The following is a 23,288-nucleotide window of genomic DNA, read 5'->3' as shown; positions in this document are numbered from 1 at the left end:
GCTGATCAGACTTTCTTGGGTCGGTTGGTGCCGGAGCCGGAGTACTCCCGGCTGATGGTCTCGGCGGTGCGCCGGACCAGCGGGAGGAGGGTGAGGAGTTCCTCGGCCGTGACGACCACGTTCGGTGCGGAGACCGACATGGCCGCGACGACCCGGCCGTCCGCGCCCCGGATGGGGGCGCCGATGCAGTTGATGGACTCCTCGTGACCACCGAGGTCGGTGGCCCAGCCCTGTTCGCGGACGACGGCCAGCTCCTTGAGGAAGGCGGCCGCGTTCGGCGTCGAACGGGGCGTGTACATGAGGTAGTCGAGCTTCTCGGCGATCGCGCGCCGCTCGGGCTCGGTGAGGTCGGCCAGCAGCAGCTTGGCCACGGCCGCGACGGTGATCGCGACGGGCTTGCCGATCCGCGAGTACATCCGGACCGGGTAGCGGCTCTCGACCTTGTCGATGTAGAGGACTTCCTGCTCCTCGTAGACGGCGAGGTGCACGGTGTGCCCGCAGCGGTCGTTCAGCTCGACCAGGTGCGGGTGGGCGATCTCGCGCACGTCGAGGTTCTCGACGGCCTCCTGGGCGAGCGCGAAGAGCCGGGCGCCCAGGCGGTAGCGCTGGTCCTGCTGGCGGTAGACGAGCCCGTGCTCGTGGAGCGTACGCAGCAGGCGCAGCGCCGTGGACTTGTGGACGCCGAGCCGCTCGGCGACCTGGCCGAGGTCGGCGGGGCCCTGGGCGAGCAGCGGCAGGATGCTGAGTGCCCGGTCGACGGTCTGGCTCATGGCGTACGTACCTCCTCGTGGGCCCGGTCGGCTGCGGTCCAGCCGGGGCCGAGACGAAGTCTCCCCCAGGCGCCGTCGTCGAGGGCGGCGAGGCGGTCGGCGTGGTCGCGGGCGGGCGGTTCGGTGAGGTCGCCGGGGACGGTGAGGACGGCGGCGGCCATCAGATGCCCGTGCCGGACCCGGTCCCGTACGGGCAGGCCGCGCAGGGTCGCGGAGAGGAACCCGGCGGCGAACGCGTCCCCGGCCCCGACGGCGGCGACGACGTCGACACGGAGGGCGGGGACGACGGTGACGGTGTCGCCGCCGGCAGACCGGGGAGCGCCCTGCCCTGCCTCGGCCGCTCCGACCTCCGTGGAACGCGGGCCCGAGCCGTCCTCGGCCCCTCCTGCGGCAGGATCCGGCCCTCCGGCGTTCGGGGAGCGGGGCGCTGGGCCGAGCCCCGAGGCGAACACCGTCGCGCCCGCGCTCCCCCGCTTCACGACGACCACCGAAGGCTCCGGCAGCGCCGCCCGGATCGCCTCCGCGCCGACGATCCCCCACGCCTCCTCCGCCTCGTCCTCACCGACGAAGACCAGGTCGCACCGGCGGGCCAGCTCCAGCAGCACACCGGCATCCCCGTCCCGCCACAGCCGCGGCCGGTGGTTCACGTCGAACGACACCAGCGGGCGCCCCGGGCGCGGAGCCGTCAGCTCCCGCAGGAGGGCCAGGCAGTCGGCGGAGAGCGCGGCCGTGATCCCGGACAGATGCAGGATCCGCCCCGCGAACAGTTCCCCGTACGGGACGTTCGCCGGTGACATCGCGGACGCGGCCGACCCCGCCCGGTAGTACGCCACCTCGTGGGCCCCGGTCCCGCGATCCGTCGCCGTACGGAAGTAGATGCCGGTCGGCCGGTCGGGGTCGCGGCGGACGGCAGAGGTGTCGACCCCGTACCCCGCGATCGTCTCGACCAGGTGGTCGCCGAAGCCGTCGGCCCCGACCCGTCCCACCCAGGCCGCGCGGTGCCCGGCGGCGGCGAGGGCGCAGGCCACGTTGGACTCGGCGCCCCCGATCCCGCGCCCGAAGGACGGCACGTCGGCGAGGCGGCCGGGCTGCGAGGGCAGGAACGTCACCATGGACTCACCGAGGCAGACGACATCGGTGGTCGTGGCGGCGTGGGCCGTCCCTGCTGCGGGTCCGGACACTGAGGGCTCCTCGCTGGTCGGTGTGCGGGCCGGTGGTCACCATTGACCGGGCGTCGGCTCGGATGTTAGACAGCGTTGAGCGATATACGCAATGGATGTTGCATATGTTGCAACGAACTTCGAGGAGCTCACCTTGGCAGCCGACCGCCCCACCGACCGCCCCGCGTCGTCCACGGCCGACCGCACCGCGCCCCCGGCCTCCGCCCGCGCCGCCTCGCCGTCGACCGCCCGCGCCACGTCCCTGGCCGCCGGTCTCGCCGACGAGCGCGTCGACCACCGCTTCAAGGCCCTGCCGCCGGACGCCGAGGGCCTCACCGTCTCCGCCCTCGCCGCCGAGCGCCGCAACCTCTTCACCGGCGGGTTCACCACCCCCGTCCTCGCGCTCTCCGCCGAGTCGGTCGAGCACAACCTCGCCCTGCTGGAGACGTACGCCGAGCGGCACGGCCTCGCCTTCGCCCCGCACGGCAAGACGTCGATGGCCCCGCAGCTCTTCGCGGACCAGCTCCGGCGCGGCGCCTGGGGCATCACGGCCGCCGTGCCGCACCAGGCACGGGTCTACCGGGCGTACGGGATCGGGCGGATCTTCCTCGCCAACGAGCTGGTCGACCCGGTCGCGCTGCGCTGGCTGGCCGGTGAGCTGAGCGCCGACCCGGAGTTCCGCTTCGTCTGTTACGTGGACTCCGTGCGCGGGGTCGAGCTGATGGAGGAGGCCCTGGGCGCGGCGGGCGCCACCCGCCCCGTCGACGTCGTCGTGGAGCTGGGCGCGGGCGAGGGCGCGCGGACCGGGGCCCGGACGGAGACCGACTGCGCGGCGGTGGCCGACGCGGTGGCCGGGGCCGGGTCGCTGCGCCTGGTGGGCGTGGCCGGGTACGAGGGCGAGGTGCCGGACGCCGATCCGGAGCGCGTACGGGCGTGGCTGCGGCGGCTCGTGGCGCTGGCGGCCGTGTTCGACGGCGAGAAGCGGTTCGCCGGGGCCGGGGAGATCGTGATCAGCGCGGGCGGCAGCGCCTGGTTCGACGCGGTGGCGGACGTCTTCGCGGGGATCCCCGAACTGAGCCTGCCCGTTTGTAAGTTGCTGCGCTCCGGCGCGTACGTCTCGCACGACGACGGCCACTACAAGCACCTCACCCCCTTCAACCGGGTCCCCGAGGAAGGGGCGTTGGAGCCCGCGTTCCGGCTCTGGGCCCAGGTGGTCTCCCGCCCGACCGGTGAACAGGCCTTCCTGAACGCGGGGAAGCGGGACGCGGCGTACGACCTGGACCTCCCCGAGGCGCAGGTGGTCCGCTCGGCCCGGGACGGTTCGGTGCGCCCGGCCACCGGCATCACGGTCACCGGCCTCTCCGACCAGCACACGTGGGTGCGTACGGAGGCGGGGGCCGGACTGGAGGTGGGCGACTGGGTCGGGATGGGTCTCTCGCACCCCTGCACCAGCTTCGACAAGTGGCAGCTGATCCCGCTGGTGGAGGCGGACGGCACGGTCACGGACTACATCCGCACGTTCTTCTGAGCAGCCCCTCCCCCCCTGCCCCTGCCCTTCCTCCCGCCCCGCCTCCGCCTCCGCCCCCATCTCCGCCTCCGCTCCCCGAAAGGCTCCCCATGGACCTGGTCCTGCGCGACGCGCTCGTCGTCGACGGCACCGGCGGGCCGTCCTACCGCGCCGATGTGGCGGTGGACGGCGGCCGGATCTCCGAGATCCACCGCGAGGGCTCCCCCGGCCCCCGCCCCACCGCCGCCCGGACGGTCGACGCCGACGGGCTCGCGCTCTCCCCCGGCTTCATCGACATGCACGCCCACAGCGATCTGGCGCTGCTGCGCGACCCGGACCACAGCGCGAAGGCGGCGCAGGGGGTCACGCTCGAAGTCCTGGGCCAGGACGGCCTGTCGTACGCCCCGGTCGACGACCGTACGCTCGCGGAGGTCCGCCGCTCCATCACCGGCTGGAACGGTGACGGCTCCGACATCGACTTCGACTGGCGCACGGTCGGCGGCTATCTGGACCGCCTGGACCGGAACTTCGGCGGCCAGGGCATCGCGGTCAACGCCGCCTATCTCGTCCCGCAGGGCACGGTCCGGATGGCCGCGGTCGGCTGGGAGGACCGCCCGGCCACCGACGCCGAACTGGCCCGGATGAAGGAGCTGGTGGACCAGGGGATGCGGGAGGGCGCGGTCGGCATGTCGTCCGGCCTGACCTACACCCCGGGGATGTACGCGGACGGCGCCGAACTCACCGAGCTGTGCCGGGTGGTGGCCCGCCACGGCGGCTACTACTGCCCGCACCACCGCAGTTACGGGGCGGGGGCGCTGGAGGCGTACGAGGAGATGGTGCAGCTGGCGCAGCACGCCGGCTGCGCCCTCCACCTCGCCCACGCCACCATGAACTTCGGCGTGAACAAGGGCCGGGCGCCGGACCTGCTGGCCCTGCTGGACGGTGCGCTGGCCACCGGCGCCGACATCTCGCTCGACACCTACCCGTACACCCCCGGCTGCACAACACTCGTGGCGATGCTGCCGAGTTGGGCGAGCGAGGGCGGACCCGAGTCGGTCCTCACCCGGCTCGCGGACCCGTCGACCGCCGAGAAGATACGGCACCACCTGGAAGTGCTCGGCTCGGACGGCTGCCACGGGGTGCCGATCGAGTGGGACACCATCGAGATCTCCGGCGTCAGCGCCCCGCGGCTGGTCGAGTACGTGGGCCGTACGGTGGCGGATTCGGCGGCGCTGCGGGGCGAGGAGCCCTGGGTGACCGCACGGCGGCTGCTCACCGAGGACCGGCTCGGCACGACGATCCTCCAGCACGTGGGCCACGAGGAGAACGTCCGCCAGATCATGCGCCACCGCGTGCACACGGGCGGCAGCGACGGCATCCTCCAGGGCGACAAGCCGCACCCGAGGGCGTACGGCACGTTCCCCCAGTATCTGGGGCGGTACGTGAGGGAGTTGGGGATCCTCTCGCTGGAGGAGTGCGTGGCCCACCTGACCTCCCGCCCGGCCGCCCGGCTGCGGCTGGCGGACCGGGGCCTGGTGCGCGAGGGGTACCGAGCGGACCTGGTGCTCTTCGACCCGGAGACGGTGGCGGCGGGCTCCACCTTCGAGGAGCCGCGCACCCTGCCGGTGGGCATCCCGCATGTGCTGATCGACGGCAGGTTCGTGATCGAGGACAGCCGCCGCACGCCGGTGCTGGCGGGCCGGGCGGTGCGGGGCGCGGGGGCCGGGGCGGGGGCTTCCTGAGGGCTCCGGGCGAGGGCTCCCCGGGCAGCAGCCGGGCCCCGGCCTCGGAGCAGGCCCCGGACCCGGACGCCCCCCCGGGACGCGGTCCAGGGCGTGGCCCCGGACGCCGGTATGCCGTACCTGGAGCGGGAGGCGCGCGAGACGTTCCGGGTGGGGCTCGGGGTGCTGCTCGACGGCATCGAGGCGGCGCGCGCCCGGCGGCCCTGAGAGAGACCAGGACCGTCGGACACGCGCCGCACATCACTCACACCTACGGCACCCGGCAGGGCGCGGGGCTACGGCTTGGGCAGCCCGCAGCCCTCCCGGTCCAGGTCGATCTTGTTGCCGAGACCGATGCACGGGACCATGTTGTACGTCTGCTGGGCGTAGTTGATGCCCTCGCGCACGGTCACGTCACCGTTCTCGTCGACCTCGCACGGGTTGTTGTCCGTGCACTCCTGGCCGCTCTCGTTACCGGTGTTGTTGACGGCGACCACCTTGCCGGTGGCGTCGTCGATCACCGGCGAACCCGACGTACCGCCGATGGTCCGGCACTCCGGGGTGTAGCGCACCGAGTCCTTCCAGGTCCACCGGCCCTCCTTCAACTGGTGGACGAAGCCGTCGATGTCGCAGCTGTAGGTGCGCTTCCAGTAGCCGGAGGCGACGGTGATGGCGGTACCCGCGACGGGGTGGGCGGTCTCCAGCTCCAGCGCCTCGATGCCGTAGGCGCTCTCGATCTCCTCGTAGGTGGAGGTGAGTTCGTAGAGCGAGAGGTCGGTGTCGGTCATGGTGCCGTACGCGATCTTGCTCGCCCTCAGCGTGCCGACGCCGCTGCCCGAGGCGTCGAGCAGGGTGAACGTCCGCGTGGACGGACGGTCGACGAGCACTTCGCCGGGGCCCGGGAAGCCGGTCTCCAGACAGTGCCCGTTGGAGAGCACGAGGGCGGGGTCGGTGGGCGCGGAGTCGGGCGAACGGACCACGGAGCCAGAGCAGTTGCTGAGCGCGACGGTTCCAGCGAAGGTCACGGCCTTCGCGGCGGGCGCGGGTGCGGCCTCGGTGGCGGATTCCCGCGCCTGCGCGGATTCGGCCGCGACGGCGGGCGCGACGCCCGCTCCCAGGAGCAGGGCAGCAAGAAACGCACCGATGAGAGGCTTGTTCATGTGGGGGGTCCCCTCCAGTGATGCCAGGACCGGAAATCTTCCGGCTTTTGACATGCGCATGGTTCCCCAGATGTCCGGCCATCACAAGGGTCAGTTTCCGGCCACCTCTCCGCCCGCGGGGCCCTCCTCGCCCCCACTCCCCGGATACACGTGCTCACGCCCCCAGTCCCCCAGCGGCCCCAGCGCCGTGTTCAGCGCCACGCCTCGCGGGGTGAGCGAGTACTCCACTCTCGGCGGCACTTCGGCGTACTCCTCGCGGTGCACGATGCCGTCGTCCTCCAGCTCCTTCAGGTGCGCCGTGAGCACCTTCTCGGTCACGCCGGGGACGGCCCGGCGCAACTCCCCGAAGCGGTAGGTCCTTTCGGCCAGGGCCCACAGGATGAGCACCTTCCACTTGCCGCCGACCACGTCCATCGCGGCGTCGATCCCGCAGACGTACGCCCCCGGCCTCCGTACCGCCCTCATCGCGACACCCTCCCCCACCTGATCACTCACCACCGGGTAACCACCCACTCGAAAGTGCGTACTTGAGCACTCCCGGACCCTTCGACCAGCCTAAACCGCATGTCCGACAACGCATCAGCACCGACCTCACCGACCGCACCGGCCTCCCCCGCCCCGCTCGCCCTGCTCGGCCTCGGCGCCATGGGCACCGCACTGGCCCGCACCTGGCTCGCCGCCGGGCACCCCCTCACCATCTGGAACCGCGGCCCCGGCCGCACCGCCGAACTCGCCCTCCGGGGCGCGCGGGTGGCGGACAGCGCGGCGGAGGCGGTGGCCGCGAGGCCGCTCGTCGTCACCTGCCTGCTCGACGACGCCTCGGTCCGGGAGGCGCTTGCCGACGCCGACCTGACCGGCAAGGACCTGGTCGACCTCACCACCTCCACCCCGGCCGAGTCCCGCGCCCGGGCGGCCTGGGCGGCGGAGCGCGGGGCCCGTTTCCTGGACGGCGGGATCATGGCCGTACCGCCGATGATCGGTGCGCCCGGGGCGGGCGGCCACATCCTCTGCAGCGGGTCGCGCGCCCTCTTCGACCAGCACCGCGACGTGCTCGGCGTTCCGGCGGAAATCCGTTACGTGGGCGAGGACTTCGGGCTGGCCGCGCTCTACGACGTGGCGCTGCTGAGCGCGATGACCGCCATGTTCGCGGGGGCCCGGCACGCGTTCGCGCTGGTGGAAGGGGCGGGGATCGACCGGGAGGAGTTCGGCGGGCTGGTGGCGGACTGGCTCACGGCGATGGCCCCGGCGACGGCGGCGTACGGCGACCCGTCACCGCCCGGGGACACGACGAGCCCGGCCGTGGTGGCGGCCGGGGACGCGGCCCTGCTCCGTACGGCCCGGGAGCAGGGCGTGGACACGGCCCTGCTGGAAGCGGCGGCGGGTTCGGTGACCGGCATCTGACCGGCGCCGACAGCAGTTGTCCGGTGGGCCGTCGGCGGCACGGGCGCCCGGCCGACGCCGGCGGGTCGGCCGTACGGGAGCGTCGGCCGGCCTCCGACCGGTGCCGACAGCGCGCGCGGCCGGGCTACGACCGGCGCCGACAGCGCGCGCCCGGTGGGCCGTCGGCAGCACGTGGCACGGGCCCGGTGTGCCTGAGACACGGCCCGGCCCCGGCTGCGTACGGTCGGGGTATGACACTCGACCTCGACGCCTATTTCGCCAGGATCGGCTGGTCCGGGGAGCCCCGGCCCACGGTGGAGGTGCTGCGGTCCCTGCACCGCGCGCACGCCCTGGGCATCCCGTTCGAGAACCTGGACGCGGTGCTCGGATCGGCGCCCTCCCTGGACCTGGCCGACCTGGAGGCCAAGCTCGTCCGCGGCGGGCGGGGCGGCTACTGCTACGAGCACAACACCGTCCTCGCCACCGCCCTGCGCCAGCTCGGCTTCACGGTGACGTTCCTGGCCGCCCGGGTGGTCCTGGGCGCCGCGCCCGGCGCCGTCCGCCCGCGCAGCCACATACTGCTGCGGGTGGACGTGCCGGGTGTGGCGACCCCGTACATCGCCGATGTCGGGTTCGGGGACGTCGGCGCGCTCCTGGAGCCGATCGAGCTGGTACCGGGTGCGGAGCTGCACGACGCCCCGCGCCGCCACCGGCTGGTCACCATGGCGCACGACGGTCCGCTGGAGATGTGGGAGCTGCTGGCGGAGCAGGGCGGGAGCTGGGAACCGCAGTACACGTTCACGCTGGAGCCCTTCGAGTCCCCGGACTTCGAGATGATCAACTGGTACGTGGCGACGAGCCCGCGCTCGCCGTTCCAGCAGGCGGTGTACGTGCGGCGCACCCTGCCCGACGCCTCGCACCTGGCGCTCGCCGGGCTGGACCTGGTCGAGCGGACCGAGGACGGCACGGTCAAGGAGCGGCTGCTGTCGGGCCGCGACGAGGTGGTGCGGGTGCTCCGGGACGACTTCGACATCCGTGTACCGGAAGGTGCCGTGCTGCCGGCGTAGGCGCACGGCGACGGACCGGACGTGCGGACACGACGCCCCTCGCCCGTCTTCACCCGCCTTCACCCGCCGGCGGGGCGCCGTGTCACCGCCCGCGTGGCGCATCTCACCCGCGCGGGCCGCTGACGCCCCATTCCAAGCCGCGACGCCGCCGCCACCGGCCCTTCCCACGGTCCGGGGCCGGGGCGGCCTTGGCGTTGGAAGCCGGAGCGCGGCGGCGGGCGGGGCCGGGGTCCCGAGAACGGCGCAATCTCCGCGCACCCCGCGAAACGCGGCCGTAAGCTCACGGACATGCAGGTCATCCAGTCCACCAAGCTCGCCAACGTCTGCTACGAGATCCGGGGCCCCGTGCTGGAGGAGGCGATGCGGCTCGAAGCGGCCGGTCAGCGCATCCTCAAGCTCAACACGGGCAACCCGGCCGCGTTCGGGTTCGAGTGCCCGCCGGAGATCCTCGAGGACATCCTCCGGAACCTCTCGGGCGCGCACGGTTACGGCGACGCGAAGGGGCTGCTGTCGGCGCGGCGCGCGGTGGTGCAGCACTACCAGACCAAGGCGATCGACCTCGACGTCGAGGACGTCTACCTGGGCAACGGCGTCTCCGAGCTGATCCAGATGTCGATGCAGGCCCTGCTCGACGACGGTGACGAGGTCCTCGTACCGGCCCCGGACTACCCCCTGTGGACGGCCTCGGTCGCGCTGGCGGGCGGAACGGCCGTGCACTACCGGTGCGACGAGCAGGCCGACTGGATGCCGGACCTGGCGGACATCGAGCGGAAGATCACCGACCGCACCAAGGCCCTGGTGATCATCAACCCGAACAACCCGACCGGCGCGGTGTACGACGACGAGATGCTGCGCGGTCTCACCGAGATCGCCCGCCGCCACAACCTGATCGTCTGCTCCGACGAGATCTACGACCGGATCCTGTACGACGGTGCCACCCACACCCCGACGGCGGCGCTGGCCCCCGATCTGATGGTGCTGACGTTCAACGGGCTCTCGAAGAACTACCGGGTGGCCGGATACCGTTCCGGCTGGCTGGCGGTCTGCGGCCCGAAGGCGCACGCCACCTCGTACATCGAGGGGCTGACGATCCTGGCCAACATGCGGCTCTGCGCCAACATGCCCTCCCAGCACGCGGTGGCCACCGCCCTCGGCGGTCGGCAGTCGATCGAGGACCTGGTGCTGCCGGGCGGCCGGATCCTGGAGCAGCGGGACGTGGCGTACGACCTGCTGACCTCGATCCCCGGGGTGACCTGCGTGAAGCCGAAGGGGGCGCTCTACCTCTTCCCCCGGCTCGACCCGAAGGTCTACAAGATCAAGGACGACCGGCAGATGGTGCTGGACCTGCTGCGCGCCGAGAGGATCATGGTCGTGCAGGGGACCGGGTTCAACTGGCCGGAGCCCGATCACTTCCGCATCGTGACGCTGCCCGCGACGGAGGAGCTGCGGGACGCGGTGACGCGGATCGGCTCGTTCCTGGACGGTTACGGGCAGCCGTAGGCCGGGCGCCCACGGTGCGGGGCGGGGGCTGAGGCGGGGCCGGAGGTCGGGCTGGAGGCAGGGAGGCCGCCGGACGGTTGCCCGGTCGGTCGGCGGCCGGGGCGCCCGCCCGGGCGCCGGACCGGATGCCCGAACGGTTGCGACCGGATTTCAGATCGAGCGTAAGTTTAGACTCGATCCAATGTAGGATGGATATCCAGCATCACCGGGAGGCCATCCATGTACGAGCCGATCCGCACCCCCTCGGTCCACAGCCCGGCCGACGACGCGGACTTTCCGCACCGCAGCCGCGAGGAAGAGCTGGACATCCAGCTGGCCGGGCACCTCGCCGCCCTCCTCGCGGTCACCGACGAACTGGGCCTCGGCGCGGCGGGCGACCGCATCGCCGAGCAGGTGGCGCGGCTGCGCGGCGCCCCGCCCGCCCGGCACGCCGCCCTGACCGACGCCGCCCCGGCGGCCCTGCACCGCCGCGCCCACGCCCTGGCGGGCCGCGCACTGGTGGTGGCGGCGTCCCGCGCCGACACGACCGCGGCCATCCTCTCCGCGCAGCGGATGGACGCCCACACCGAGGCCCTCGCCTCGGCCTCCGCCGACACCGCCGCCTCCGGGCAGCTGGTCGGCGCCCACTGACGGCCCCGGTCCGCGTGCCGGCAGGGCGCGCGGACCGGGTGCCACGTTTCCGGTTCCCGGACCTGGGTTCCCTGGCCCGGCCCCCTGGTCTCAGTGCCCTGACCCCAGTTCCCCAGGTTTCAGGTCCCTGACATCAGTTCCCCGGTCTCGGTTTCCGGGCCTCCGTTGCCCGGTCTCCTCCCCGCTGCCCGGTCCCGGTTCTCCGCTCGCCCTTCACCCTTCGCCGTTCTCCGCGGGATCAGCCCGCGTCCCCCAGCAGCCCCGAGGCCTCGCGGAAGTCGTCCAGCGCCGGGCCGAATTCCCCGGCCGCCAGGCGAAAGGCCGACCGGTCCATCAGGGTGTCGGCGAGAACCGCCGGTCCCTCGACCGAGCCCTGACGGGCCAGGCCGCGGGCCAGCTTCACCCCCTCGTCGAACAGGTGCCGCGTCCGCTCCGCGAACAGGTGGGTGTGGAACTCCGCGTGGACAGCTGAGCGCACGGCGAGAACCCGATGCAGCCGGACCCGCTCGGCACACGGGACGTCCGGGTCCTCGGCCGCCTGCGCGGCGAGGGCGTCGGCCTCTTCCCGCAGGGCTGTACGGCTGTCGAAATAGCGTTGCCGGACGTCCGGGGACCAGTCCCGAGGTACCACGCCCAGCGGCGGACGCGGCACGGCGGGCCCCGAGCTCTCGCGGGACGCGGGCCGCTCGTCGGACGCGGGCGCCTCCCCGAACGCGGGCCGCTCGTCGGACGCGGGCCCCTCCCCAGACGCGGGCCGCTCGTCGGACGCGGCGGGCCGCTCGCTGTCCGCGCCCGAGAGGGACAGCAGCACGGCCCAGAAGGTTGCCTGGTAGCCGCTCCGCGACCGGCGCTCACCGGTGGTGGCCAGCTCCGTCAGCACGGCCCGGGCCTCCCTGCGTACGGCGGCCGCCCGCTCCCCCCTGCCCCGGGCGCCGAGCATCCGCGCATATCCGATCAGCGCGTGGGCGTGGCAGGCCACCGGCCCCCGGTCGGCCGCGGCCTCGGCCGCTTCCATGGTGACGAGCCCCTCGAACGCGGCCAGCGCCTCATCCGCCCGGCCCGCGTCATGGAGAGCGCCGATCCACTCCAGGAGCAGCCAGGCGAGCGTGCCCTCACCGGGCCCGTCCGGCAGCGTCGCGGTGACCAACTCACCGAGCAGGTCCGCAGCTTCGGCACAACGGCCCTCCTCGGAGATCCCGGCCGCCCACTCCCTCACCCCCCGGCTCACCGGACCACCGACCGCTGCGGCCTGCGCACGGCCGATGGCCAGCATCTCGGCCCGCAGGGCCAGCCCTTCGGCGCGCCTGCCCATGGCGTACAGATCCCTCTGGCAGAAGTCGAGTGCCTGGTACAGGAGTTGCGCACGCCCGGGTTCGGCCGGGTCGACAACCCGCGCCGCGGCCACCGCTTCCTCCAGCAACGCGAGTCGCGCCATGGGTGGTTCGTGGAATCCGGCCCCGGGGCCGCCGGACCTGCCGGAACCGTGGACCCGTTCGTAGCTCAGGTCGTGCAGTGCCCGGACCAGGCGGGGCAGATAGGCGGCGGGGCCGACCCGGGCGAGCACCCGGTAGGCGTCGACTTCCTCGTACGGCGTGCGGCGGCCCGATCCGAGCAGGATGGTCCGCGCCCGCATGATGTCGTCCTGATCGACTGTCCCCGAGATGTCCATGGCGGAGATTCTGGGCGCCGCCGAGGCCGCCGAACAAGGCGTGGAACCTGTGCCGTCCGTCCTACGAAGACCGCCTCTGACCTGTCATGATGGAGATGTCATCGCCTCTGCCGCCACCCTCTCCCGAGCGTCCCGGCCGCCCCTCCGTTGCGTACTGGGATAGCCGCTTCATCTCCCGTACACCCAACTCGGCCAGGAATGTCGGCTTCCGGGCGCACTCTGCGCACGTGAGACGCATCGTGGGAATCGTCCTGGCGGTCCTCCTGATCGGCGGCGTGGCGGCGGCCGTCGTGGCAGGCCGTGACAGAGGCGGCAACGGCAGCAGTGGCACGGCAGCGACGACCGTGCGGGGCGTGATCGGGTCGGAGAAGGCCGAGTTCTTCGCCGACCCCGACACGGTGAAGGCCCTGGCCGCCCGGGGACTCACCGTCAAGGCCGAGACATCCGGATCCTGGGCAATGGACCAACTCTCTTTGAAGGAAAAGGACTTCGCGTTCCCCAGCTCCAAGGCGCCGGCCGACGAGCTGCGCCGCGGGTCCGCCGTCGAGGGCGGTCCGCTGCGGCCCTTCTACTCGCCGCTCGTCGTCGTGGCCCACCGCAACGCGGCCGAGGTCCTCGCCGCCAACGGCCTGGCCCGGCTGAAGACCGACGGCACCACCAGCTTCGCCACCCGGGGCACGCTGCTCATGGTCCCCTACCTCGCGGCGGCCGAGGCGGACCGGACCTGGCAGCAGCTCGAAGGGGCCTCCGGTCACGCCGAGTTGAGCGGCACGCTCTTCATCACGAGCACCGACCCCGTCTCGTCCAACTCCGGTGCCCTCTACCTCGCCGCCGCCTCGTACGTCGCCGACGGCGGCCGGGTCGCGGCGGACCGCGTGGCCGTGGACCGGACGGCGGCGCTCATGCGGAAGCTGGTCCAGGTCCAGGGGGCCCAGCAGACCAGCAGCGACGCCCCGTTCCGGGACTTCATCAGCGGGGTCGGCAACCCGTTGGTGCTGGTCTACGAGTCGCAGGTGGCCTCCCTCCTGGCCCACAGCGACCGGCAGGAGATCGGGGACCTCGTCGTGCTCTATCCGGACACCACGGTCTCCAGCGACCACACCCTGGTACCCCTGACGGCGGCGGGCCGACGCCTGGGCGAACTGCTGTCCACCGACCGGCAGTTGCGGCAGCTGGCGGTACGCCATGGCTTCCGCCCGCAGGGCGCGGCGGCCGAGTTCACCGCCGCCACCGCGGCCCACGCCGACTACATCGACCAGCAGCTGACCGGCGTACGCCAGGCACCCGTGCCCACCGCCGAGGTACTGCGCGCGATGGCCGAACGGGCCCGCGGCTGATGCGCCGCGCCGATGCCGTACGGGGGCCGGGGCCCGGAGCAACGCCCGCGCAGGCCCCACCCGCCACCGCCCCATCACACCCGGCTTCCCCCTCCCCCGCGTGCCCCGAGGCACCCGCAGCCCAGGAGACGTGACCCATGCCCCAGGACCCCAGAACCCCCTACACGAGACCGCGGGAGGCAGGCGAGCCGCAGGAGGCGAGGCCCCACGGCGTCGGGCCCCTGGAGCCGCCGGCCGCGCCGCTCGTGCTCACCCCGCCCGAGCCCGTCGCCCCCGTCCGGGCCGAACAGGCCGCCGGGCTCGTCCCGGTGGAGGACGGGGTGCGGGAGGAGATGGTGCGCCGGGCGGAGGAGTACGTGGGCTCGCTCGCCGGACTCGACGCCCGGTCACCGGAGTTCACCTCCCGGATCGGCGAGATCGCCGCGCTCGGGCAGGGCGACATCCGCAGCGCCGCGCAGCAGTCCAACCGGATGCTGGACCGCACCGTCCGCTCGCTGGCCTCGGGCGAGGGCGACGCACCCGCCCGCGTCGGGGCCTCGCTGGTCGAACTGCGGCGCACGGTCCGGGATCTCGACCCGGGCGACACCCCGGCCCGCGGCGCCCGCAGGCTGCTGTCCCGGCTGCCCGGCGCGAACCGGTTCCGCGACCACGTCGCCGCGTACGCCTCCGCGCAGGGCACCTTGAACCGGATCGTCGGCTCCCTCCGCAGCGGCCAGGACGAACTGCGCCGCGACAACGCCGCGTTGCACACCGAACGCACCCGGCTCTGGGAGTCGATGGGCAGCCTCCAGGAGTACGCGGTCCTCACCGAGGCCCTCGACGAGGTCGTGGCCCGCCGCATCGCGGAGACCGAGCACACCGACCCCGTACAGGCGGACGCGCTCCGCGCCGACGTCCTCTTTCCGGTCCGGCAGAAGCACCAGGACCTGCTGACCCAAATCGCCGTCTGCGCACAGGGATACCTGGCGATGGACGTCGTACGGCGCAACAACGACGAGCTGATCAAGGGCGCCGACCGGGCCGCGACCACCACGGTCTCGGCGCTGCGCATCGCGGTGATGCTCTCCTCGGCGCTGGACAACCAGCGGCGGGTCACCGAGCAGGTGCAGGCGCTGCGCTCCACCACGGAGGAGCTGATCCGGGGCAACGCGGAGATGCTGGCCACCCAGAGCGGTGAGATCCAGCGCATAGCGGCCGACCCGGCAGTGGGCGCGGAGACGCTGCGTACCGCGTTCCACCAGATCTACCGGACGCTGGACGCCATCGACACGTACAAGGTGCGGGCGACGGAGTCGATGGCCGCCACCGTAGAGGCGCTCACCGCCGAACTCCAGGAGGCGGGCACCCGGTTGGAACGGGCACGCTCCTCCGGCACGCCGGACGGAGACCTCGCATGAGCCACCTCCCCCAGGGACGCATGCGCCTCCCCTCATGGACCCGCATGAGCCGCCCCTCGCGGACCCGCGCGAACCGGTCCGCCCAAGCACGCACGGACCTGTTCCCGCAGGCACGCACGGACGGACTCCCGCAGACACACACGGACCCGTTCCCGCAGGCACACACGGACGGACTCCAGCGAACCCGCACGGACGGACTTCAGCGGGCACGCACGGACGGTCTCCCGCAGGCACGCGAGGGCCGGCCCTCCCGACCGCGCACGCACGACTTCCCGCAGGCTCGCACGGGCCGGCCCCCGCAGATGCGCGCCGACGGACTTCCGCAGCCGCTCACGGACCGGTCCCCACAGGTCCGCGACGGCCGGACCGCCCGCGCCGACGCCCCCCTCAGGCCCCCGCGCCGCGCCTTCGCACCCCTGCTCGCCGCCACCGCCGCCCTCGCCGTACTCCTCCCGCTCGCCGCCTGTACGCCGAACCCGGCCGGCCCGGCCCCGGAGCCCGCCGATGACGGCCGGCCGCGCTCCGGCACCGTCCGGGTCCTCGCCTCCAGCGAACTCGCGGACATGGAGCCGCTGTTGGAGGAGGCGCGCAAGGCGACCGGGATCACCGTGCGGCCCACCTGGACCGGCACCCTGGACGCCGTCGAGCGGCTGGCCTCGGGGAAGGCGGACGGGGCGTTCGACGCGGTGTGGCTGTCGTCCAACGACTATCTGCGGCTGAACCCGGAGGCCGCCCGCCGCGTCACCTCCGAGACCCCGCTGATGACCTCGCCGGTCGCCCTGGGAGTACGGCCCGCGACGGTACGGCGGCTCGGCTGGGACCCGGAGCGGGTCAGCTGGGCCCAGGTCCACCGGGCGGTGGCGGACGGGAAGCTCACGTACGGGATGACCGACCCCAAGCGCTCCAACTCCGGCTTCTCCGCGCTCATTTCGGTGGCCTCCGGACTGTCGGGCGCACAGGCGGCACTGACCGACGCGGACGTCCGCGCGGCGACCCCCAAGCTGAAGGAGTTCTTCGCGGGACAGCGGCTGACCTCCGGCTCCTCGGGCTGGCTGGCCACCGCGTACACCCGGCGCTCCACCGTGGACGCGCTGATCAACTACGAATCGGTGCTGCTCTCCCTCGCCCGGGACACCGGTGCCGGTACCGATGCCGGCACCGGCACAGAACCCGCCGACCCCCCGGCCGGCACCGAGACCGACGCCGAAAGCCGCACGGGCAGGGATACCGGCACCAACACCGACCTGACCGTCATCCGCCCCCGCGACGGCGTCGTCACCGCCGACTACCCGCTCTCCACGCTCACCGGCGCCGCCCCCGAGGCCAAGGACGCGGTACGGGCCCTGACCGAGCACTTCCGCTCCGCCGCCGTCCAGCGCGAGATCACCGAGCGGACCCTGCGCCGCCCGGTGGTGGCCTCCGCGCGCCCCGCCGAGCCGCTCTCCCCGGAGCCTCGCCGCGAACTGCCCTTCCCCGGCTCGCGACCGGTCGCGGACGGGCTGCTCTCCACCTACGAGCACCAGCTCCGGCGCCCCTCGCGCACGGTGTACGTCCTGGACACCTCGGGGTCGATGAAGGGGAAGCGGCTGGAGCAGCTGAAGTCCGCCCTGACCGGGCTGACCGGCGACTTCCGGCAGCGCGAGGAGGTCACCCTGCTGTCGTTCGGGTCGGCGGTGAAGCGGGTCCGCACCCACACGGTCGACCCGGCGGACCCGGCGGCCGGGCCCGCCGCGATCCGGGCGGACACGGCCGCGCTGACGGCGGAGGGGAACACGGCGATCTACTCGTCGCTGACGGCTGCGTACGACCATCTCGGCCCGGACACCGACGCGGCGTTCACCTCCATCGTGCTGATGACGGACGGCGAGAACACGGCGGGCCGGTCGGCGGCCGAGTTCACCGCGTTCTACCGGTCCCTGCCGCCCGCCCGGCAGATCACCCCGGTCTTCCCGATCGTCTTCGGGGACTCCGACCGCTCGGAGCTGGACCGGATCGCCGCCGTGACCGGTGGTCGGCTCTTCGACGGCACGAAGGAGGACGGACCCGGTTCGCTGGAAGGGGCGTTCGAGGAGATCCGTGGCTACCAGTAGGCCGACGGCGGCCGCGGCGGGCCGGGCGCTCGCCTACCTCGAATCCGCGAAGAACCTCACCGGCAGCGCCTGCGCCCTCGCCGGACTCGCCCTCACCTTCACGGGGTTGGCGGGCGCGTACTGGCCGGTGGTGGTCGCCGGGCTGTACGGGGCGGGCGCGCTGGTCGCACCGCCGACCCGCCCACCGGCACCGCGATTCCCCGACCCCGCATCCCCCTTGGACGGGCTACGCAAGGACGTCACCACCCTCCGGGCGTATCTGGCGCAGGTGGAACTGCCACCGGCCGCCATCGAACGGCTCGGCCCGCTCGGGGAGTTGCTGGACGGACTCCTGACCCCGGGCTGGGTCTCCGAGGCGCTGGCGCAGAACCCGGAAGGCATCCACGTACTGGCCCGGGCGGTGCACCGGGACCTCCCGGAGTCCGTGGACACCTACGTACGGACTCGGTGGTGGACCCGGATGGCCCCGGGCCGGCAGGACCCCGAGGAGCAGCTCGTGCGCCAACTCGCCCTGCTGCACGGGGAGGTCGAGGAGCTGGTGGCGGGGCTGCGGGAGGCCGAGGAGATCCGCCAGCAGACGCACACCCGCTATCTGGAGGACCGGGGCACGGGGAGCACGTACGGAACAGGGACGGCCCCCGGAACCTGAGGGGGTTCCGGGGGCCGGCAGGGCGTCCTTGGTCGGGGACTCCCTGAGGGGCTGTCGTCTCCGGCAGCCCCCGTTCCGCGGCGGGTCGTCGTACCCACAGGTCAGGGCGGATGTCCGATGGACCCGGCCGCGGGGCTCAGAGGGCAGGGCTCAGCCCAGGCGCTCCACGAGCTTGCGGTGCTCGTCCCACAGCTCCTTGGGCGTGTGGTCGCCGAAGGTGTTGAGGTGCTCGGGGACCAGGGCGGCCTCCTCGCGCCAGACCTCCTTGTCGACCGTGAGCAGGAAGTCGAGGTCGGACTCGGAGAGGTCCAGACCCTCGGTGTCCAGCGCGCCCTTGGCCGGCAGGATGCCGATCGGGGTCTCGACGCCTTCGCCCTTGCCCTCCAGGCGCTCCACGATCCACTTCAGGACGCGGCTGTTCTCACCGAAGCCGGGCCACACGAACTGGCCCGCGTCGTTCTTGCGGAACCAGTTCACGTAGTAGATCTTCGGCAGCTTGGCCTGGTCCTTGTCGGCGCCGACCTTGACCCAGTGGTTCATGTAGTCGCCCATGTTGTAGCCGCAGAACGGCAGCATGGCGAACGGGTCGCGGCGCAGCTCGCCGACCTTGCCCTCGGCGGCCGCCGTCTTCTCGGAGGCGACGTTGGCTCCGAGGAAGACGCCGTGCTGCCAGTCGAAGGACTCGGTGACCAGCGGTACGGCGGAGGCACGGCGGCCGCCGAAGAGGATGGCCGAGATCGGGACGCCCTTGGGGTCCTCCCACTCGGGGGCGATGATCGGGCACTGCCCGGCGGGGACGGTGAAGCGGGCGTTGGGGTGGGCGGCGGGCGTGCCGGAACCGGGGGTCCAGGCGTTGCCCTTCCAGTCCGTGAGGTGGTCGGGCGTCTCCTCGGTCATGCCCTCCCACCAGACGTCGCCGTCGTCCGTGAGCGCGACGTTGGTGAAGACGGAGTTGCCCCACATGGTCTTCATGGCGTTGGCGTTGGTGTGCTCGCCGGTGCCGGGCGCGACGCCGAAGAAGCCGGCCTCGGGGTTGATCGCGTAGAGGCGGCCGTCCTCACCGAACCGCATCCAGGCGATGTCGTCCCCGATGGTCTCCACGGTCCAGCCGGGGATGGTCGGCTCCAGCATGGCCAGGTTGGTCTTGCCGCAGGCGGACGGGAAGGCGGCGGCCACGTACTTCGACTCACCGCGCGGCGGGGTGAGCTTCAGGATGAGCATGTGCTCGGCGAGCCAGCCCTCGTCGCGGGCCATGACGGAGGCGATGCGCAGGGCGTAGCACTTCTTGCCGAGCAGGGCGTTGCCGCCGTAGCCGGAGCCGTACGACCAGATCTCGCGGTCCTCGGGGAAGTGCGAGATGTACTTGGTGGTGTTGCAGGGCCACGGCACGTCCTCCTGGCCCTCGGCCAGCGGCGCTCCCAGCGTGTGGACGGCCTTCACGAAGAAGCCGTCGGTGCCCAGCTCGTCCAGGACCGCCTGGCCCATGCGGGTCATGGTGCGCATGGCGACGGCGACGTACGCGGAGTCGGTGATCTCGACGCCGATGGCGGAGAGCGGGGAGCCGACGGGGCCCATGCAGAAGGGCACGACGTACATGGTGCGGCCGCGCATGGAGCCGCGGAAGATGCCGTTCTCCCCCGTGAAGATCTCCCGCATCTCGGCGGGGTCCTTCCAGTGGTTGGTCGGGCCCGCGTCCTTCTCCTCCTTGGAGCAGATGAACGTACGGTCCTCGACGCGGGCGACGTCGCTCGGGTCGGACGCGGCGTAGTACGAGTTCGGCCGCTTGATCTCGTCCAGCTTGGTGAACGTGCCCTTGGCGACGAGCTCCCCGCACAGGCGCTCGTACTCGGCCTCGGAGCCGTCGCACCAGACCACCTGGTCCGGCTGGGTGATGGCTGCGATCTCGTCGACCCAGGAGACCAGCTCCTGGTGGTGGGTGGGGACAGTGAGGGGAGCCGCGATGTCGCGCGCCACGATCGCTCCTTGAAGAGGGTGGGTGTTGTCAGGTGCCCCGTGGGGGCTGCGACCCGGATGCTTCGTACCCTTCGATCCCCTGGCGCTCATCCGGTGCCGACCGCACTCATTTGATCATCCGACCGTTTCGCCCATCTGTCCAGGGGGCCTCACACGTGAGCATCGCCACTCATATTCGTTACCTACGGTTGCGTAGGTAGCATGCGGATATGACTGACGCCGCTGCTGCCGCCGCGACCACCGGCCCGATCGGGACGACGGAAGGACCTGTCGTCCTCGACCCCGTCCCCGTCAAACCCCGCCTGCGCGGCTGGCTGCACGCCGGAATGTTTCCCGCCGTGCTGATCGCCGGTATCACCCTGATCGCCCTGACCGACAGCGTCGAGGGCCGGATAGCCTGCGCGATCTACGTGGCGACGGCCTGCCTGCTCTTCGGCGTCAGTGCGGTCTACCACCGCGGCACCTGGGGCCCGCGCGGCGAGGCGGTGCTGCGCCGGCTGGACCACGCCAACATCTTTCTGATCATCGCGGGGACCTATACCCCGCTGACCCTGCTCCTTCTGCCCGAATCCACCGGACGGCCGCTCCTCTGGGCGGTCTGGGCGGCCGCGGCGGCGGGCATCGCGTTCCGGGTCTTCTGGGTCGGCGCCCCGCGCTGGCTCTACACCCCGTGCTACATCGCGATGGGCTGGGCGGCGGTGTTCTTCCTGCCGGACTTCATGCGGACGGGCGGCATCGCGGTGCTGGTGCTGGTCGTCGTCGGCGGGCTGCTCTACAGCGCGGGCGGGGTGATCTACGGGATCAAGCGGCCGAACCCGTCGCCGCGCTGGTTCGGTTTCCACGAGGTCTTCCACTCGCTGACGCTGGCGGCGTTCGTGGCGCACTACGTGGGCATCTCGCTGGTGGCGTACCAGCACGGATAGGCCGTACGGGCAAAGGAGGCCCGTAGAGATACGGGAAAGGGGCCGGTCGCTTCACGTGACCGGCCCCTTTCCCGTGACCGGGCCCCTTCTCCCCGCCCCGGGCGCTCAGCCGCCCAGCTTCACCGCCAGCTCCCCCGCATCGGTGGTCGGCGCGTCACAGGCGAAGTGCCGGCACACATAGGCGGTCGGCTTCCCGTCCTTCAGCGGCCGGTCCACCAGCAGCGGGAACTCGCCCCCCGCACCGGGCCCCTCCCCTGCGGCGACGACCGCACCCGGGGCCCGGCCGAGCAGCGCCGTACGGTGCAGCTCGCCACCGACGGGCCCGGCGACGGCCACCTCACGGGGCCCGTCCAGCAGCGCCTCGGCCACGGCGAGCCCCCACCCGATGAACCGGGGCGCACGCGGCGCGAGCGCCTTGACGACACCGAGCGCACCTTCCGCGGCAGCGCGATGGGCCTCGGACCCGGTGTGGGCGGCGTACGAGAGCAGCGCACCCGCCGCCGCCGTCCACCCGGCCGGAGTGGCGCTGTCGGTCGGATCCTGCGGCCGCCGGATCAGCTGCTCCGCCTCATGGGCGGTGTCGTAGAGCTGCCCGCCCTCGCCGGTGAACTGCTCCAGTACGACGTCGAGCAGGAACCCGGCGAACTCCAGCCAGGCGCCCTCCCCCGTCACGGCGGCCAGCGCGAGGAACCCCTCGGCCACATCGCCGTAGTCCTCCAGCACGCCCGCGTTGGCGCCCGCGCGCCCGTCCCGGGAGGTACGGGTCAGCCGGGCGACCTCGCCCAGGTGGACCCGGACCAGCAGATCGGCGGCCTCGGTGGCGCGCTCGACCAGATCGGGCCGGTCGAAATAGGCGCCGGTCTCGGCGAGCGCGGCGATGGCGAGCCCGTTCCAGGCGGCGACCACCTTGTCGTCCCGCCCCGGCCGCGGCCGCTCCTCACGGGCTGCCAGAAGCCGTGCCCGTACGCTCGCGACGCGCTCCGCGTCCACGGGTCCGGCGTCCCCCGCCAGTTGGAGCACGGAAGCGCCCTCCTCGAAGGTGCCCTCCTCGGTCACCCCGAAGTACGCGGCGGCGAAGGCCCCGTCCTCCTCGCCGAGCACCGCACGCAGCTGCGCGGGGGTCCACACGTAGAAGGCGCCCTCGACGTGCTTTCCCTCCTGGTCCTCGCTGTCGGCATCGAGCGCGGAGGCGAAGCCGCCCTCGGCGGTGCGCAGCTCACGGACCATGAAGTCGGCGGTCTCCAGGGCGACGCGGCGGGCCTCCTCGGACCCGGTGGTACGCCAGAGATGGGCGTACACCCGGCAGAGCAGCGCGTTGTCGTACAGCATCTTCTCGAAGTGCGGGACCACCCACTCCCGGTCCACGGAGTACCGCGCGAACCCACCGCCGAGCTGGTCGTAGATCCCGCCCCGCGCCATCGCCGAACAGGTGTCGGCGGCCATCTGAAGGGCCCCCTCCGCCCCCGTACGGGAGTAGTGCCGCAGCAGGAACTCCACCACCATGGACGGCGGGAACTTGGGCGCGCCCCCGAACCCCCCGCGCTGCTCGTCGTACTCCCGCGTCAGCCCGAGCAGCGCCTGCGCCACCTCCGACTCCCCCGGCACCCCGTCCCCGCCGTGGGCCAGCGACCGCCCGGCCAGATCCGCCACGATCCGCCCGGCCACCTCGGCCACCTCCTCCCGCCGGTCGGTCCACGCGGCACTCACCCCTTCGAGCACCTGCCGGAAGGAGGGCGAGCCGTGCCGCGGCTCGGGCGGGAAGTAGGTCCCGAAGTAGAAGGGTTCGGCATCCGGCGTGAGAAACACGGTCATCGGCCACCCGCCCTGCCCGGTGGCCGCCTGCACGGCCTCCATGTAGACGGCGTCGACGTCGGGCCGCTCCTCCCGGTCCACCTTGACGGAGACGAAGTGCTCGTTCAGATACGCGGCGGTCGCCTCGTCCTCGAAGGATTCGTGCGCCATGACGTGGCACCAGTAAATTAGCAGAAGCATAAGTGGCAGGACGCATAGCCCACACTCAAGAGGATGGGCACGTCCCGCCGCTTAGCTTCTTCCATCGCCCCCTCTCCCCATGGCCACCAGTCCACTGGATTGGAGGCGTGCTGGAGTAGGTAAGGCGACTGCGAGCTAGTCAGTCGATTCATACACGCATCGTTGCACGGTCTAACCCCCGGCGGGCGGTCATCCGCGCTGCGGGCTCGGCATCACCCGCCTACACAACCTCGCCCTCGCCTTCTGTTTCGCAACTCCACAGCGTGCGAAGTTGATCTAGCTCCACTGGTATGTCAAATGCAGTTCAAGCCGGGGCAGGAGGGCCCGCACACCGTCGCTGATCCTCATCTGGGCAACCCGCT

General features: G+C 72.6%; 17 protein-coding genes and 2 pseudogenes. 12 read left to right on the top strand and 7 right to left on the bottom strand.

All coding sequences use genetic code 11. The annotated features are described in order from the left end of the window. Positions 1-5: 5 nt before the first annotated feature. Complete coding sequence (locus ACQ9ZG_RS22270; protein ID WP_109915267.1) at positions 6-770, bottom strand: IclR family transcriptional regulator; 765 nt, start codon at positions 768-770, stop codon at positions 6-8. Further along, positions 767-1,951 (bottom strand): sugar kinase, encoded by a 1,185-nt coding sequence (locus ACQ9ZG_RS22265; protein ID WP_499281154.1) that lies wholly within the window; start codon positions 1,949-1,951, stop codon positions 767-769. The genes ACQ9ZG_RS22270 and ACQ9ZG_RS22265 overlap by 4 nt, the downstream gene beginning before the upstream one ends. A 133-nt stretch (positions 1,952-2,084) precedes the next feature. Here ACQ9ZG_RS22265 and ACQ9ZG_RS22260 point away from each other — a divergent pair, with 133 nt between their 5' ends. The 3 genes and pseudogenes from ACQ9ZG_RS22260 to ACQ9ZG_RS22250 form a co-directional block, all read left to right on the top strand. Next, on the top strand, positions 2,085-3,458 hold the full coding sequence (locus ACQ9ZG_RS22260; RefSeq protein WP_499281152.1) for an alanine racemase: 1,374 nt from the start codon (positions 2,085-2,087) through the stop codon (positions 3,456-3,458). Between the two features lie 89 nt (positions 3,459-3,547). Further along, positions 3,548-5,179 (top strand): N-acyl-D-amino-acid deacylase family protein, encoded by a 1,632-nt coding sequence (locus tag ACQ9ZG_RS22255; RefSeq protein WP_109917655.1) that lies wholly within the window; start codon positions 3,548-3,550, stop codon positions 5,177-5,179. Between the two features lie 111 nt (positions 5,180-5,290). Next, positions 5,291-5,386, top strand: a pseudogene (locus tag ACQ9ZG_RS22250) (TetR/AcrR family transcriptional regulator); the annotation flags it as partial. 68 nt (positions 5,387-5,454) lie between these two features. Here ACQ9ZG_RS22250 and ACQ9ZG_RS22245 read toward each other — a convergent pair. Both ACQ9ZG_RS22245 and ACQ9ZG_RS22240 read right to left on the bottom strand, forming a co-directional pair. Then, positions 5,455-6,318 carry a S1 family peptidase gene (locus tag ACQ9ZG_RS22245; RefSeq protein WP_109917479.1) on the bottom strand — a complete coding sequence of 288 codons (864 nt, stop codon included), beginning with the start codon at positions 6,316-6,318 and terminating at the stop codon, positions 5,455-5,457. Positions 6,319-6,408: 90 nt separating this feature from the next. After that, entirely contained in the window at positions 6,409-6,783 is a 375-nt protein-coding gene (locus tag ACQ9ZG_RS22240) for a winged helix-turn-helix transcriptional regulator (RefSeq protein WP_109917480.1), read from the bottom strand. 99 nt (positions 6,784-6,882) lie between these two features. On the opposite strand from ACQ9ZG_RS22240, the gene ACQ9ZG_RS22235 reads away from it, so the two are divergent. From ACQ9ZG_RS22235 to ACQ9ZG_RS22220, 4 genes are all read left to right on the top strand, one after another. Continuing rightward, positions 6,883-7,719 carry an NAD(P)-dependent oxidoreductase gene (locus ACQ9ZG_RS22235; RefSeq protein ID WP_109917481.1) on the top strand — a complete coding sequence of 279 codons (837 nt, stop codon included), beginning with the start codon at positions 6,883-6,885 and terminating at the stop codon, positions 7,717-7,719. 230 nt (positions 7,720-7,949) lie between these two features. Continuing rightward, entirely contained in the window at positions 7,950-8,765 is an 816-nt protein-coding gene (locus ACQ9ZG_RS22230; RefSeq protein WP_028419631.1) for an arylamine N-acetyltransferase family protein, read from the top strand. Positions 8,766-9,053: 288 nt separating this feature from the next. Beyond that, a complete protein-coding gene (locus ACQ9ZG_RS22225) occupies positions 9,054-10,265 on the top strand; it encodes a pyridoxal phosphate-dependent aminotransferase (RefSeq protein WP_084992577.1) in 1,212 nt (403 codons plus the stop codon). Between the two features lie 219 nt (positions 10,266-10,484). After that, positions 10,485-10,895, top strand: a complete 411-nt coding sequence (locus ACQ9ZG_RS22220) for an SCO4983 family protein (RefSeq protein ID WP_028419629.1) — start codon at positions 10,485-10,487, stop codon at positions 10,893-10,895. A gap of 238 nt (positions 10,896-11,133) precedes the next feature. Here the strand turns inward: ACQ9ZG_RS22220 and ACQ9ZG_RS22215 are convergent, their stop codons facing one another. Then, a complete protein-coding gene (locus ACQ9ZG_RS22215) occupies positions 11,134-12,564 on the bottom strand; it encodes a hypothetical protein (RefSeq protein WP_499281150.1) in 1,431 nt (476 codons plus the stop codon). 239 nt (positions 12,565-12,803) lie between these two features. On the opposite strand from ACQ9ZG_RS22215, the gene ACQ9ZG_RS22210 reads away from it, so the two are divergent. The 4 genes from ACQ9ZG_RS22210 (at position 12,804) to ACQ9ZG_RS22195 (ending at position 18,037) form a co-directional block, all read left to right on the top strand. Next, a complete protein-coding gene (locus tag ACQ9ZG_RS22210) occupies positions 12,804-13,901 on the top strand; it encodes a hypothetical protein (protein ID WP_181398331.1) in 1,098 nt (365 codons plus the stop codon). Positions 13,902-14,038: 137 nt separating this feature from the next. Beyond that, on the top strand, positions 14,039-15,298 hold the full coding sequence (locus ACQ9ZG_RS22205; RefSeq protein WP_109916762.1) for a toxic anion resistance protein: 1,260 nt from the start codon (positions 14,039-14,041) through the stop codon (positions 15,296-15,298). Between the two features lie 302 nt (positions 15,299-15,600). Continuing rightward, positions 15,601-17,388 carry a vWA domain-containing protein gene (locus tag ACQ9ZG_RS22200; RefSeq protein ID WP_499281148.1) on the top strand — a complete coding sequence of 596 codons (1,788 nt, stop codon included), beginning with the start codon at positions 15,601-15,603 and terminating at the stop codon, positions 17,386-17,388. Next, the gene (locus ACQ9ZG_RS22195; protein ID WP_109914118.1) at positions 17,375-18,037 is read left to right on the top strand and encodes a hypothetical protein; all 663 of its coding nucleotides are present in this window, start codon (positions 17,375-17,377) and stop codon (positions 18,035-18,037) included. The genes ACQ9ZG_RS22200 and ACQ9ZG_RS22195 overlap by 14 nt, the downstream gene beginning before the upstream one ends. A gap of 150 nt (positions 18,038-18,187) precedes the next feature. Here the strand turns inward: ACQ9ZG_RS22195 and ACQ9ZG_RS22190 are convergent, their stop codons facing one another. Next, positions 18,188-20,011: a phosphoenolpyruvate carboxykinase (GTP) gene (locus ACQ9ZG_RS22190; RefSeq protein ID WP_109914117.1), complete on the bottom strand. Its 1,824-nt coding sequence runs from the start codon at positions 20,009-20,011 to the stop codon at positions 18,188-18,190. A gap of 209 nt (positions 20,012-20,220) precedes the next feature. Between ACQ9ZG_RS22190 and trhA the strand changes: the two genes are divergently transcribed. Continuing rightward, entirely contained in the window at positions 20,221-20,934 is a 714-nt protein-coding gene (gene trhA / locus ACQ9ZG_RS22185) for a PAQR family membrane homeostasis protein TrhA (RefSeq protein ID WP_109914116.1), read from the top strand. Between the two features lie 105 nt (positions 20,935-21,039). On the opposite strand, the pseudogene ACQ9ZG_RS22180 reads toward trhA, so the two are convergent. Beyond that, positions 21,040-23,078, bottom strand: a pseudogene (locus ACQ9ZG_RS22180) (thioredoxin domain-containing protein). Positions 23,079-23,288 lie beyond the last annotated feature (210 nt).

Source organism: Streptomyces araujoniae, assembly GCF_050871195.1.
Taxonomy (GTDB): Bacteria; Actinomycetota; Actinomycetes; order Streptomycetales; family Streptomycetaceae; genus Streptomyces; species Streptomyces bacillaris.
The sequence above is the reverse complement of the archived record's forward strand: the minus strand, read 5'-3'. Positions and strand labels throughout refer to the sequence as shown.

Excerpts from the sequence above, each read along its gene's own strand:
- ACQ9ZG_RS22240 (WP_109917480.1), bottom strand. The coding sequence starts at position 6,783 with ATGAGGGCGGTACGGAGGCCGGGGGCGTACGTCTGCGGGATCGACGCC.
- ACQ9ZG_RS22235 (WP_109917481.1), top strand. The coding sequence starts at position 6,883 with ATGTCCGACAACGCATCAGCACCGACCTCACCGACCGCACCGGCCTCC.
- ACQ9ZG_RS22270 (WP_109915267.1), bottom strand. The coding sequence starts at position 770 with ATGAGCCAGACCGTCGACCGGGCACTCAGCATCCTGCCGCTGCTCGCC.
- ACQ9ZG_RS22220 (WP_028419629.1), top strand. The coding sequence starts at position 10,485 with ATGTACGAGCCGATCCGCACCCCCTCGGTCCACAGCCCGGCCGACGAC.
- ACQ9ZG_RS22200 (WP_499281148.1), top strand. The coding sequence starts at position 15,601 with ATGCGCGCCGACGGACTTCCGCAGCCGCTCACGGACCGGTCCCCACAG.
- ACQ9ZG_RS22255 (WP_109917655.1), top strand. The coding sequence starts at position 3,548 with ATGGACCTGGTCCTGCGCGACGCGCTCGTCGTCGACGGCACCGGCGGG.
- trhA (WP_109914116.1), top strand. The coding sequence starts at position 20,221 with ATGACTGACGCCGCTGCTGCCGCCGCGACCACCGGCCCGATCGGGACG.
- ACQ9ZG_RS22245 (WP_109917479.1), bottom strand. The coding sequence starts at position 6,318 with ATGAACAAGCCTCTCATCGGTGCGTTTCTTGCTGCCCTGCTCCTGGGA.
- ACQ9ZG_RS22225 (WP_084992577.1), top strand. The coding sequence starts at position 9,054 with ATGCAGGTCATCCAGTCCACCAAGCTCGCCAACGTCTGCTACGAGATC.
- ACQ9ZG_RS22205 (WP_109916762.1), top strand. The coding sequence starts at position 14,039 with ATGCCCCAGGACCCCAGAACCCCCTACACGAGACCGCGGGAGGCAGGC.
- ACQ9ZG_RS22230 (WP_028419631.1), top strand. The coding sequence starts at position 7,950 with ATGACACTCGACCTCGACGCCTATTTCGCCAGGATCGGCTGGTCCGGG.
- ACQ9ZG_RS22215 (WP_499281150.1), bottom strand. The coding sequence starts at position 12,564 with ATGGACATCTCGGGGACAGTCGATCAGGACGACATCATGCGGGCGCGG.